The sequence below is a fragment of the Rhodococcus sp. HNM0563 genome (assembly GCF_012726195.1).
In the GTDB taxonomy this organism is placed as follows: domain Bacteria; phylum Actinomycetota; class Actinomycetes; order Mycobacteriales; family Mycobacteriaceae; genus Rhodococcus.
In genome coordinates, this window is sequence record NZ_JAASAF010000006.1 from 50490 (window position 1) to 63300 (window position 12811).

The window sequence follows — 12811 nt, forward strand, 5'->3', positions numbered from 1 at the left end:
TTCACCCCCCCAACCCTTCGCGGTTACGCATGTAGCGCAGCCGTATTCACCGACCCACGAAACTCGAGGAGTGTGCGAGATGGCCGATCTCGACGAACTGATCCACAACACCGACTTCACCCGGAACGTGAAGGGAAAAGTCACCTTCCTGCCCGAGCCGCAGAAGGCGCACCGGCCCTTCCCGTTCATCTCGGTCGATGATCACATCGTCGAGCCGAAGGACACCTTCGAAGGCCGCCTGCCGGCGAAACTCGCCGAGCGGGCACCCAGGGTCATCCACCGCGACGGCGCGGACATCTGGGTGTACGACGGCAAGGAGATCCCGAACGTCGGCTTCAATGCGGTCGTCGGGCGTCCCGTGGACGAGTGGGGTTTCGACCCGCAGCGCTTCGAGGACATGCGGCGCGGTTCGTGGGACATCCACCACCGGGTCAAGGACATGAACCTGTCGGGTGTGTATGCGTCCCTGAACTTTCCGTCCTTCCTCCCCGGGTTCGCGGGTCAGCGCCTCCAACTGAGCACGAACGATCGAGAGCTTGCACTCGCCGCGACCCGCGCCTACAACGACTGGCACCTGGAGGAATGGGCGGGCCCGTACCCGGACCGCATCATCCCCTGCCAGATCCCGTACTTCCTCGACCCGGAGATCGGTGCGCAGGAGATCTACCGCAACGCCGAGCGTGGATTCAAGGCGGTGACCTTCTCCGAGGGGCCCCATGCCCTGGGCCTGCCGTCGGTGCATTCGGGCCACTGGGATCCGATCATGCGGGCCTGTGAGGAAACCGAGACCGTCATCAACCTGCACATCGGTTCGTCCAGCACGTCGCCGAGCACGTCGGAAGACGCCCCGCCGGACGTGTCCGGAACGCTGTTCTTCGGCTACGCCATGTTCGCGACCGTCGACTGGCTGTTCTCGAAGATCCCGGTGCGCTTCCCGAACATCAAGATCGTGATGTCGGAAGGCGGAATCGGCTGGGTTCCCGCGCTTCTCGACCGGCTCGACCACATGACCACCTACTCGTCGATGTACGGCACGTGGGACGGTATCGACATCTCGCCCGCGGACGTGCTCAAGCGGAACTTCTGGTTCTGTGCCGTGGAGGACCCGTCGACGATGGTCCTGCGTGACCGGATCGGGATCGACCACATCCTGCTCGAAGAGGACTACCCGCACAGTGACAGCCTGTGGCCGCGGACGATGGAGGTCGTCAACGAGTCCATGAAGGGGCTGTCGGCCGACGAGCTGCGGAAGATCACCTGGGAGAATGCCTCCACGCTGTACCGGCATCCCGTGCCGCAGAGTGTGATCGACGATCCGAACAGTTTCTGACCGAGGGCTGAGCGGACCCGGCCCGCCGGGCCCGCTCAGCCGAAGAACAGGCGGTCCCGCGCGACCGCGGGATCGAGGGGGACGACGGCTCTCGCCGGGTCGTGGGGGTAGGTCTGCACATCCCGGAGATGCCGGGCGGCAATCACCCGAGCCGATGCGGCGTCGCCGTCCTCGATGCACTGCAGGATCTGTCCGTGCACGGCCAGCGCCTGTGCCCGTTCGGCCGGCGGAATCCGCTCCGGGTCCGCCCGCTCGCTCGCCCAGTCCGTGACATGGCTCGACCACAGCGCCTCGAGTGCTCCCGCGAGCACGATCAGCGACCTGTTTCCGCACAGTTCAACGACCGATTCGTGGAATCGGCGCGAAAGCGTGGTCGCCGCAACAAGGTCGTCGATCTTGGACAGTGATTCCTCGTGCAGGGCACGCAGGACCGGGACCACTTCGGTGGCGCGGTCCTCGCGCTCCGCGCACAGGGCGGCGCACATCGGTTCGACCTCGTGCAGGGCACGGCCGACGTCGTCGATGTCCGTACCCGACATCGCGAGCACCATCGAGAGACTGTAGGCGACGTTCCCCGGGGTGGGCCGGTGCACGACGGCGCCACCCCGATTGCCGCGGCGGACACGGACGAGGCCCTCGGCCTCGAGGATGCGGAGCGCCTCGCGCAGGGACTGGACGTTCACCGGGTACTGCTCGCGGAGTTCGGCCTCCTTCGGCAGGATCTCACCCTCGCCGAGGTCGCCGCGAAGGATGCGCTCGCGGATCTGGTCCGCCACCATCTCGGCAAGCCGCCGCCAGCGCAGGCTGCCCGGACCTGGGACCTGCGACTTCCGGTCCTGTCCCTGTGCGGGCACTGCCGTCACATCCTTCTGTCCACGGGCGTCCATGATGTGCAAAGTTACCAAACTTACCGAAATTGGCCCCGGACCGTCCGTGCATTTCCGGCGGACAGAGACATGCCGCCCCGCCTCGGCCCGCCACACTGCGAAGGCGGGCGAATTCACCGCAGTGTCCAGTGCGGGGCTTCGTTGCGGCACACCCGGGCCACATTGGCCGCGGTCATCTCGAACATCCGCTCGCGCGCCGACGAACTGCCACCCGCGACGTGCGGGCTGAGCAGGACGTTGTCGAGGGCTAACAAGGGACTGTCGGCCCCCAGCGGTTCGCCGGCGAAGACATCCAGCGCGGCGCCGGCCAGCGATCCGGTCCGAACGGCCTCCGCGAGTGCGATTTCGTCGACGACCGGGCCGCGGGCGACGTTGACCACCAGTGCTTCCGGTGGAAGCAGCGCCAGCTCGCGTGTGCCGATCAACCCGTGGGTCTGCGCGGTGAGCGGGACCGCGACGACAAGCACGTCCGAGCGCGCGAGGAGAACATCGAGGGGCCGGTGCCGTAGCGGGGACTCCGGGTGGGGGCGCCGCGAGCTGTACGCGACATCGCATCCGAATGCCCGGAACAGCGCGTCGCAGCGCCGGTTGATGTCGCCGAAACCGACGAGCCCGACCCGACGGTCGCCGAGATCCCGGCACTCGCGCTGCAGGATCGACGCCTGCGGCCATCGTCCGGCACGCATCTCGGAGTCGGCCCACCCGATCGAGCGGCACAGATTCGCGGTGGCCGCGACAGCCCACTCCGCGACCGACGCGGCATTGCCTCCAGGTGTATTGGCAACCGGTACACCGACTTCGGACCAAGCATCGAGGTCGATGAACGAGACGCCGACCCCGGGTTGCTGGATCAGCCGCAGATGCCCGCCCACCGCGGCCTCCGCGGGTCCGAGCACCAACTGCCCGCTCCAGTCCGCAACGACGATGTCGGCGCCCGGCAGCAGGTCCCGCACCTCGTCACCGGCGCGGACAGCGGGTACGGCTACGGACGCGGTATCGCCGACGGCGAGGCGCACCGCCACCTCGACCGCCGGATCCCATGAGGATCAGGACGCGGTCGGTGTGACGGTGCGCCTCGTGCCGGCGTGATGCCGTCGTCATGCCTCGGCGGGCTCACCGGCTCTGGCGGGCAGCCGCGTCGCCGCCAGGCCCCCGACCACCGCGCAGACGGCGACCAGCGCGTACGCCCACTGGAATCCCATGCCCTCGTACACCGGCCGTCCGGCGACGATCGTCTGGATGTTCGCGTTGAGGACCACGAACACCACGGTCGTACCCACGCCGGCCATCAGGGTGCGGCTGACCTCTGTCATGCTGGCGCTGACCACCTGATTGTCGGGTGGCACCGCCGCGATGACGAGATTCGGGATGGCGGCCCCGCCCAGCCCCACACCGAGGTGGACCAGGCCGGTCGCGGCGAGCACGATCAGTTCGTCGCCGCGGCCGATACCCATCGTCAGCGCGCCCACCGCGACGGTGACGGCAGCCGCGATCATGTGCGCTCTCGCTCCCAGCCGACGCACGGTGAGTCCGACGATCAGGCCACCGGCCACGATGCCGATCCCGTTGACGACGCCGAAGACCGCGTACTCGCTGGCGTTCATCCCGAACCCGTAGTCGCCGCCCGCCTCCCGCGGAGTCATCGCCATGATCGCGAGGATCGAGCTGGTCGTGGTTCCGACACCGTAGACCAGGCCGGACGCGAGCACCGTGTACAACAGTGCCGGACGCCGCAATTGGTGCAGATCGACCAGTGGTTCGCGGACCTTGCCCGCCTGCACGATCCAGGCCGCGAACAGTCCGCACCCGACCGCCAGCAGGCCGAGGGTTCCCGTGCTGGCCCAACCCCATTGCGGCGCCGAGCTCACCGCGACCAGGACTGCCGCGACCGAGCTGCCCAGCAGGAACGCGCCGACCAGATCGGGACGCGAATCCGCGGACCGTACCGGGGATTCCGGGACCACGAGCAGTGCGGCCACGGCCAGCACGGCGGTGAGCACGGTGACGAACCAGAAGGCGCCCGCGACACCGTGATTGTCGATGAGCCAGCCCGCGAGGAACGGTTGCAGTACGACGACGATGCTGGCCGTGGGGCTTCCGGACGACGTCTTCGGCGAGCGGGTCTGTGTCGTGGTCAGCGGCAGTTCTGCCGGCGGGCTGACGTTGCCCGATTTGACCGCGTTTCTGGCCGGGCACGGCATGACCAAGGAATACCTGCCCGAGTTTCTGCTCGTGGTCGACGCATTGCCCCGGTCGTCGGGAGGGAAGCTGGCGAAGGGGCAGGTTCGGGACCTGGCTCTGGCCGCGCTCGCCGCCGGTGAACTCGATGCTTCGGCGGGTCCGGCAGTGCGTCCGCGACCGAGTTCGTTCCCGGTAGGGCAGCCGTGAAGATTCGGCCCGGTGAGAGAGACGACCGATTGCCGTGTCACGGTCACGCCGGTAGGAAGGCAACACACCCCGCGGGTCCCGATTCCGTATCCGTGAAGGACAGGAGATCCATGTGACCGAGATCGATCAACCGAACCGCATGGTCGGCTTCACCAGAATGGACGAATCGACGAAGGAGGACATCGCACTCATCTTCACCGAGTCGAAGAAGTTCCTGAACGATCGCCTCGTCGACACGATGATCGACCTGCTGGACTCGCTCGAGGGGCCGACGCTCGGTTACCAGGTCGACCGCTACGAGCACTCGCTGCAGACTGCGTCGAGGGCATATCGAGAAGGTGCCAGAACTGATCTCGTCGTCGCGGCTCTGCTGCACGATGTGGGCGACGCGATGGCACCAGCCAACCACGCGGAACTTGCGGCGTCGATCGTCCGTCCGTACCTCGACGCGGAATCGACCTGGGTCGTGCAGCACCACGGGATCTTCCAGGGCTACCACTACTGGGACCGGCTCGGCCTCGACACCAATGCGCGTGAAAAGTTCCGAGGTTCACCGTATTTCGATACATGCGCCCACTTCTGTGCGGAATGGGACCAGGTTTCCTTCGACCCGGCGTACCCGACCCTGCCGATCGACCACTTCGTACCGATGCTGCGTGAGGTGTTCACCCGACCGGCATCGGGGTTCGGGGCCGACTGATCCGCCACCGGCGGCCGATCCACAAACAAGCGTGCCGGTCGCGCCGGAATCTGAGACGAGCACCTGCGGAAAGAGGGGCATCGAGACGAACTTGAGCGCGTAAGATGAGACAGATTAAATAAGGTAAGCCTCCCCTTCGTTCGACTCGGTGTCGGTCGACTGCACTGTGGCATTGCAGTAGTACGGCAGAGATAGCCCGGGTCTCGCCCTCTTAGCAGAACGACGTGGCCGGGCGTGCCCAGTTCGTGTCCCACAGAGATGAAGTCTCGGACTCACCGGGGGCGATGCATCAGTATCGCCGCCGTACAGATTGAACGCCCGCCCTCGGCCTTCCGCTTGGAAATGCGGCGGAGCCCTCTCGGTCGTGCTTCCTGCCGGTCGTGCGTGCATGCACCCCACGCGAGAGGGCCCTACCCGCCACGAATGGCAGGTGCGCCTCCTCCTCCTCCTCGGCGGCCCGGTTTCCGGGCAGCTACGACTACTCCCCAACAGGAGCTTCGTGCATAGTTCCACACGACCCTGCCCCCCAAAGATAGATGCCCGCCGAACTAGACACCTTCAAGCGGAGTCGTCATGCCTGACTTCAGATTTCACTGGCGAGTAAATCGATCATTGTGGAGCGGTTCTCACATACTCGGCGAGGGAACGAGCGGTTAGCGTCGAGGCGTTCATCTGCCGTACCGGCAGCTTGACGTCGAAAGCCCGCTGGACCGCCATCACCAGCTTGACAATTCGGAGTGAATCTGCGCCCAGTTCGACGAATCGGTCCATCGGAGCAATCACACCGGTCAGGCCGAGAACCTCACGGGCTATATCGACGATGGCGGCTTCATCTGAGGTCATCAACTGGTCCGCAACGTGAATGACACGTTGACGGGCGACGAGATGGTCCTCAGTGACCTCCGGAAGCCGCTTCTTGTCGATCTTGTCATTGATCGTCACCGGTATTGCGTCAACGCGGACTAGGTACGTGGGCACCATGTACTCCGGAAGCAGGTCTTGGAGCCGTTCAAGTCCATCGGCCACGCCCGCATCCGGATCGATCACCACGAAGGCGACGATCGCCGTTGAATTATCGCCCTCCTCGCGGATGCCGCAATGTGCACGGGCGCCGAACGCTTTCTCGACGGCCGCCTCGACCTCGCCGAGTTCGACGCGTAGGCCTCGCACCTGCACCTGGTCGTCGGCCCGACCTTCGAATCTAAGGATTCGGTTCTCGTCGATACGCGCCAGATCGCCTGTTCGATACATGACCGGGTGTGCATCGTCGAGCAGTTCGTTTGCGACAGGATTGCGGACAAATCGGCGCTCGGTTTCATGCGGATTCGAGTCGTATCCGCGCGCCAGGACGTCGCCCGAGATATAGATCTCGCCCACCTCACCGAACGGGACCGGCTTGCAATCCGGGTCGAGCAAGAAGACGTGATACCCCGGCATCGGTATACCCAGCGGGGCGAATCGGGAACTATCGGACGGATCGAACTCGTGAGTCGTGACTGCCACCGTCGCCTCGGTCGTTCCATACCCGGCGCGGATGTTCAGTCGCGGTATGAGCGAACGTAGTCGACGAAGTTCAGAGTTCGGAATCGGCTCACCGCCGGAAATAAGGTATCGCAGGGGAACGTCGATTTCCGCCTGTTCGAAGTACGAGGCCACGCCCTCTAGCAGCGCCGGCGACAAGATCGCGAATGCGATGTTGTCCTGCAGGATCTTCTCAGCAAGCGTTGCCGTGTCGCAGATGTCGTTGGGGTCGAACACGAATACTTGGCCGCCCGAATTCAGCGGGATGAAATGTTCCAGGAACGAGCTGTCGAAACCATAGGAGGCAATGAGTGCGCCGCGCAGGCCGGGCAGATCGTAGCCAAGCTGACGCCAGCCATGCAGCTGCTTCGCCAGCTGGAAGTGCCTGCCAACTACGCCTTTTGGTGCGCCCGTCGTGCCCGAAGTGAAGATGACGTACGCATCATCGTCCGGCGCGACGGCGACGGGCACCGAATTGTTGGCCGTCGCCGTGACGGCCTCCGCGATCGGCAGGACGTCCATGACCGACGTCGGGTCGACTAGATCGGGAGTCGAAGCGAGGATCGTCCGAATACCGGACGTAACGACGATGTGGCGGACCCGCTCAATTGGGTTTCGGATGTCAATCGGCACGTACACCAGGCCCGCCGCGAACACGCCCAGCATGGCCGCAGTTGCCTCGATCGAACGATCGACCACAACGCCGACCCGTTCCGGCGAACGCAGCCCACGGTTGCGCAGTGCGGCAGCAATCGCCAAGGACTGGCGCGCCAACTCTCCATATGTAAATGTGCGATCACCGTGTGTGATGGCAGGCATCTGTGGCGAGCGCTCAGCGGCTTGGAAGAAGGCGTCGAAGACCGGTCGGTATTCGAAGTTAACGAGGGGACCGCCGTACGTGCCGGCGGCCGTGATCAACGGCTCTGCGGTCGATGTCACGCGTTGGCACCTTCCGAGAATGATGTATGCATGGTTGCGCTCTTCATGGTCCGGATGGAATCTGCTAGGACTTCCCCCAAGCGTTCACGATCGCCGAGGTGCGCGGCAACCAAGCTTACGATTGCCGAGCCGACGATGACACCGGCGAATCCGGCGTCAACGGCCTGGTTGACCTGTTCGGGACTGGAGATCCCGAACCCGAGAACCGGCGGGGCGGATTCGCGCTCCCGCAGGCCGGGCAGATGCATGCCGATGTGTTCGGACACGGTCGCCGAAGCCCCCGTCACACCGGCCCGGCTGGTGACGTAGACGTAGCCCTCGCTTCGCGAAGCCACCGCATCGATCACTTGCTGGTCCGCATTGGGCGGCAAGATATAGACCCGCCGGATACCATCGGCCTCGGCTGCAGGAAGGTGCTCTTCGAGCGGAGCGTCGGGAACCAGGAGCGAGTCGACGCCGGCGTCGACACAGCGCTGGGCGAATCCAGGGATGTTCTCCACGATGTTGGCGTAAACAAGCAACCCGATCGGCAGGTCGGGATGCGCGCGGCGGACCGCGGACACAAGATCAAGCGAATCCTCGGCAGTGACCCCGGAGGCTAGGACTCGACCCGCTGCCGCCTGGATTGTCGGGCCGTCGGCAAGAGGGTCCGAGAAGGCGATTCCGAGCTCTAATGCATCGGCTCCGCTACGAACTGCGATATCGACGAGCTCGAGGAAGCGCTCGGGCGATGGATCGCCGACGACGAAGTAGGGAATCAGTGCTGCTTCCCGTGCCGTCTCCAGCCTCGAGAACATGGCGCCGTAGCGGTCGGTCACGAGCCCGACACCTCCGATTGATCGTTTTCGGCGAGATAACCCATGACCGTCGAGAGGTCCTTGTCACCGCGCCCCGACAGATTGACGACGATGTTCGCACCGCGATAGGCGGTTTTCGCCAGCTCGAACGCGTGGGCTAGAGCGTGGGACGACTCCAGCGCCGGAATGATGCCCTCGCTCCGCGACAGCTTGACGAACGCATCGACTGCCTGCTGATTGGTCGCAGCCGCGTATCGTACGCGTCCGATGTCTCGCAGATAGGTGTGCTCGGGACCCACCGCGGGGTAGTCGAGACCGGCAGAGATGGAGTGAGACTCCTGGATCTGCCCGTGATCGTCCTGCATCACAAAGGTCTTCGTGCCGTGCAGAATGCCCACGGTTCCCTTCGACAGCGTTGCGCCGTGACGTGGCGTGTCGAGTCCGTCGCCGCCGGCCTCCACGCCGATCAGATCGACGCCCGGCTCATCGATGAATTCCGCGAAGATTCCGATCGCGTTGGAACCACCGCCGACGCAGGCGATGACCACGTCCGGAAGCTTGCCCATTGCCCGCTTCGCTTGTTCCTTCGCCTCGGCACCGATCACGCGGTGGAACTCCTTGACTATGCGCGGGTAAGGGTGGGGTCCGGCCGCCGTGCCGAGCAAGTAGTGGGTGTCCTCATAGCTGCCCGACCACTGGCGGACGGCCTCGTTGCACGCCTCTTTCAGAGTTTGCGCTCCCGCGGTCACCGGGACGACCTCGGCACCGAGCAGGCGCATGCGGTCGACGTTCGGCTTCTGCCGAGCGCAGTCCTCCGCGCCCATATAGACCCGCACGTTCAACCCAAGCAGTGCACCCGCGATCGCGGTGGCGACCCCGTGTTGCCCGGCGCCCGTTTCCGCGATGATGTTGGTCTTGCCCATGCGCTTGGCCAGAAGGGCCTGTCCCAGAACCTGGTTCGTTTTGTGGGCGCCACCGTGGACGAGATCTTCCCGCTTGAGATAGATCTGCGCGCCGTACTCCGCGGACAGGTTCCGGCAGAATGTCAGCGGGGTGGGACGTCCGGCGAACTCATTTAGCAAGCCGTGGAACTCGGACATGAAATCACTGTCGACCAGACACTTCTCGAAAGCATCCTCGAGCTCGTTCAGCGCTGGAATGAGAATCTGCGGGACGAACCTGCCCCCGTACTCCCCGTAGTAACTAGTTGAGGTCATGAGTGTCACTTTCCGATCGTTGTCCCGAGTGCGCTGCCGAGTCTTTCCAATCGAGCAAGCACACTATCCATGAACGCGCGGGTGGTACCGGAGCCGCCCAGATCAGGAGTCGTCAGCGTGGTTTCCATCGACTCCCGCAGGCAGGTTTCGAGCGCCGTGGCTGCATCGGTCCGCCCCATGTGGTCAAGTAACAGCACAAGCGACCTTGCTGCGCCTACCGGGTTTGCGATGCCCAATCCAGCAATGTCCGGCGCGCTGCCATGCACGGGTTCGAACAGTCCGAACCGCGACTCGGGACAGATGCTCGCGCTCGGCGCGGTGCCGAGGCCGCCCATCAGTGCCGCCCCGACGTCGCTGGCGATGTCACCGAACAAATTCGGTGCGAGTACGACTTCAAATGTGCCCGGATCGCGGACCAGCTTGTAACAGAAGGCGTCTACGTACTCCTCATTTGCCTCGATCTGTGGAAACTGTGCCAGTTCCGTTCGGAAGACGTCCTGCCACAACGCCCCCGTATTGGGGACAGCATTCGCCTTGTGGACGAGCGTCACCTTGGTTCGTCCCCTGGCGGTGGCGTCCGCGAGACCGTACCGCACGAACTTCGTCACGATATCGCGGGTGTACACGCATTCGTCGATGGCGACCGTCGCAACTCCCGCGTTCTCGACCCGGCCTCCGATGCCGACATACAGTCCCTGCGTGTTCTCGCGATAGAGGTCGATCGTGTGGCCCGGCAGTAGCAGCGGGCGATAATTGACATACAGCGACAGCCCGCGCCGCAACCCCAGCAGGATCTCCCGGCCGTGGGCTGTCGTCGGGATCCGCGGATCGCCGAGCGCACCGAAGAAGATCGCATCGAAGTCCTTCTGCAACATCGTGATTGCGCCCTCCGGGAGTCCAACTCCGTCGGCGAGCCACCTATCGGCACCCCAGTTGAACGTCGTGAATTCGATGTCGAGTCCGAACAAGTCGTCGAGCACCGGAACCACTTGTATGACGGAATTGACGACTTCGGGTCCAATTCCGTCGCCCGGTATCACTGCGACACGCACGTGGTCTCCACTTCGCCGTTGAATAGCTCCATCGGGGTGCACAGCCGGCCCGCTACGGCGGTCGCAGCAACCACATACGGCGACGCCAGATACACCGAACCAGGACCAGAGCGACCAGGAAAATTGCGGTTCTGTGCGCTGACAGTGATTTCTTCCGTGGACTCGGACACACCTGGCCCAGCATTGATGCAGGCACCGCATGACGGGGGGAGTACATTCACTCCGATCGACTCGAACAAGCTGACGTAGCCGCGCTCGCTCGCGTAGGCGAGAACTGTTGAGCTGCCCATTTGGATGTAGGCGTCTATGTGGTCGGGAACCTTCAGCCCGCGTGCGTGGGCTTCCGAGAGGACCGCTGCATACATGTCCATATCGTGAGCTTTCCCGCCCGTGCAGGAACCGCCGTAAACCTTGTTCACTGCGAAGTCACGTGGGACCGTCGTAATCGGAACCGAGTTCGTTGGGTCGCCGGGGAGGGAAACCATCGGTTCCACACGGTCGAGGTCCAACGTGACAGTAACCGCATAGGTCGCCGCCGGGTCTGAGGGCAAGGTGACGAAAGGCCTATTCGGACAGCGTTGTTCGAGAAAATCGCGCGTGATTTCGTCGGGCTCGAAATAGGCCGTTACCCCGCGCGCTTCCACCGCCATGTTGCACAGAGTCGCCCGCTCGTCGATCCCGATGGTGGCGCATCCCGCTCCGGTGAACGCTAACACCCGACCGCGTGTCTTCCCGGACTGGACGACTGGGTGGGCAAGCAGCGTAAGCATGATGTCCTTCGCGCATGTGCCGGAGCGCAACTGCCCCACCAGGCGTACCTGCACGACCTCGGGGACCTTCGTGAGGATCTCGCGGTTGTACCAGGAGTTGGCGATGTCAGTTGCGCCGACACCGAATGCGAATGCACCGACAGCGCCCGCTGTGCACGTGTGACTATCGGTCCCGATGATGAGCTGAGACGGCGCAGCTACGTTCTCGAGAATGTAGTTGTGGCAGATCGCCTCACTGCCGCCTCCGGGCAACGTGCCTACGAATGTTCCGCCCTTAGCCGCGGCGAATTCACGCTGACGCTCGTGGAGGTTGCGAACCCGGCCCACCAGCGTCGGTCCGTCTGGCCGCCGCTCGAGAACCGCGCCGGCCAGGGACAGGTGGTCTTGGAAGAAGTAGCACGAATCCGGGTCCGCCAACGGTGCCTCGTCACCGAATTGATGACTGAACATTTCCGCCGCCATCGGGGTGACGTATTCGTGTGAGAAGCGGACGTCAGTGTTGACGAAATACGACTCGCCTACGACGATAGATGCGTTCGGCGGACAGGGATTCGTCGCAGACAGATTCCTCTGGATGATCTTCTCGATGCTGTTCAGCGGACGACTCGCGCCGAAGCGCCCTCCCGAGGCCTTGCCGGCGTCGACTGCAGGCCGCTGCCGATTGAAGCCGAACAGACCGCCCGAATCGATGATCGTACGCTCAACGTCGTTGAATCGCCGATTAAAATCGGTCAGCGGGAGTTCCGCGCCCTCTAGAAGGGCGTTGAGTATCCCGAAGTCATCACACGTGATGATCCCCACATTGCGGCAGTTCTGCTCGTAGATCTTCTCGAACGACCTCGCGAACACAATCTCGATACCGGCATATCGTTCCGCGTAGACCGCGTGCTCGCGGGAGGATCCACAGCCCTTCGACATCCCACTGACCACGATCTGGGGGCGGAGTTTACGTACGGCGGTCTCGTCGAAAACGTCGTCGCGCAAACCGAGATAGGCGAAATCGCCGAGTTTTTCGTCGTACCAGTAGCAACACCAGCCCGGGATAATCTCGTCGGTCGAGATGTTGTCGAGCAGCGGCGCGGCAAGATAGTCGGCGTAGCGGGATGGGTCCTGGTCAACCAACTGCCGACGGCGTAGGTCCGGATCTTCGGTGAGGAACAGTGCCGGACCGGTCATCCGAATGGTGCGCGGTGACGCAGTTGTTGGCAAG

The 12811-nt window shown here is 64.0% G+C and carries 11 protein-coding genes; 3 read left to right on the forward strand and 8 right to left on the reverse strand.

From position 1 onward, the window contains the following. Positions 1-79: 79 nt before the first annotated feature. A complete protein-coding gene (locus tag HCA61_RS14920) occupies positions 80-1330 on the forward strand; it encodes an amidohydrolase family protein (protein ID WP_169688980.1) in 1251 nt (416 codons plus the stop codon). A 35-nt stretch (positions 1331-1365) separates the two neighbouring features. Here the strand turns inward: HCA61_RS14920 and HCA61_RS14925 are convergent, their stop codons facing one another. The 3 genes from HCA61_RS14925 to HCA61_RS14935 all read right to left on the reverse strand — a co-directional run bounded on the left by HCA61_RS14925 (position 1366) and on the right by HCA61_RS14935 (position 4418). Further along, positions 1366-2217, reverse strand: coding sequence for a GntR family transcriptional regulator (locus HCA61_RS14925; protein WP_240959588.1), 852 nt, complete (start codon positions 2215-2217; stop codon positions 1366-1368). Positions 2218-2330: 113 nt separating this feature from the next. Next, positions 2331-3233 (reverse strand): 2-hydroxyacid dehydrogenase, encoded by a 903-nt coding sequence (locus HCA61_RS14930; protein ID WP_346777565.1) that lies wholly within the window; start codon positions 3231-3233, stop codon positions 2331-2333. 81 nt (positions 3234-3314) lie between these two features. After that, a complete protein-coding gene (locus HCA61_RS14935) occupies positions 3315-4418 on the reverse strand; it encodes an MFS transporter (protein ID WP_169688982.1) in 1104 nt (367 codons plus the stop codon). Between HCA61_RS14935 and HCA61_RS14940 the strand changes: the two genes are divergently transcribed. Then, positions 4417-4605, forward strand: a complete 189-nt coding sequence (locus tag HCA61_RS14940; protein ID WP_169688983.1) for a hypothetical protein — start codon at positions 4417-4419, stop codon at positions 4603-4605. The two genes, HCA61_RS14935 and HCA61_RS14940, sit on opposite strands and share 2 nt — an antisense overlap. Positions 4606-4717: 112 nt before the next feature. After that, a complete protein-coding gene (locus HCA61_RS14945) occupies positions 4718-5305 on the forward strand; it encodes an HD domain-containing protein (protein WP_346777566.1) in 588 nt (195 codons plus the stop codon). 609 nt (positions 5306-5914) lie between these two features. Here HCA61_RS14945 and HCA61_RS14950 read toward each other — a convergent pair. The 5 genes from HCA61_RS14950 to HCA61_RS14970 are packed head-to-tail and all read right to left on the reverse strand — an operon-like array spanning position 5915 to position 12810. Beyond that, on the reverse strand, positions 5915-7765 hold the full coding sequence (locus HCA61_RS14950) for a non-ribosomal peptide synthetase (RefSeq protein WP_169688984.1): 1851 nt from the start codon (positions 7763-7765) through the stop codon (positions 5915-5917). Next, positions 7762-8583: a tryptophan synthase subunit alpha gene (trpA, locus tag HCA61_RS14955; RefSeq protein ID WP_206040145.1), complete on the reverse strand. Its 822-nt coding sequence runs from the start codon at positions 8581-8583 to the stop codon at positions 7762-7764. The genes HCA61_RS14950 and trpA overlap by 4 nt, the downstream gene beginning before the upstream one ends. Beyond that, complete coding sequence (gene trpB / locus HCA61_RS14960; protein WP_169688985.1) at positions 8580-9779, reverse strand: tryptophan synthase subunit beta; 1200 nt, start codon at positions 9777-9779, stop codon at positions 8580-8582. Before trpB ends, trpA begins: the two co-directional genes overlap by 4 nt. Before the next feature lie 5 nt (positions 9780-9784). Then, positions 9785-10831 (reverse strand): isocitrate/isopropylmalate family dehydrogenase, encoded by a 1047-nt coding sequence (locus tag HCA61_RS14965; protein ID WP_169688986.1) that lies wholly within the window; start codon positions 10829-10831, stop codon positions 9785-9787. Next, on the reverse strand, positions 10816-12810 hold the full coding sequence (locus HCA61_RS14970; RefSeq protein WP_206040146.1) for an aconitase family protein: 1995 nt from the start codon (positions 12808-12810) through the stop codon (positions 10816-10818). Before HCA61_RS14970 ends, HCA61_RS14965 begins: the two co-directional genes overlap by 16 nt. Position 12811 lies beyond the last annotated feature (1 nt).

Bases quoted from the DNA above. Each gene is read 5' to 3' on its own strand.
- HCA61_RS14920 (WP_169688980.1), top strand. From the start codon at position 80: ATGGCCGATCTCGACGAACTGATCCACAACACCGACTTCACCCGGAAC.
- HCA61_RS14935 (WP_169688982.1), bottom strand. From the start codon at position 4,418: ATGCCGTGCCCGGCCAGAAACGCGGTCAAATCGGGCAACGTCAGCCCG.
- HCA61_RS14940 (WP_169688983.1), top strand. From the start codon at position 4,417: ATGACCAAGGAATACCTGCCCGAGTTTCTGCTCGTGGTCGACGCATTG.
- trpB (WP_169688985.1), bottom strand. From the start codon at position 9,779: ATGACCTCAACTAGTTACTACGGGGAGTACGGGGGCAGGTTCGTCCCG.
- HCA61_RS14925 (WP_240959588.1), bottom strand. From the start codon at position 2,217: ATGGACGCCCGTGGACAGAAGGATGTGACGGCAGTGCCCGCACAGGGA.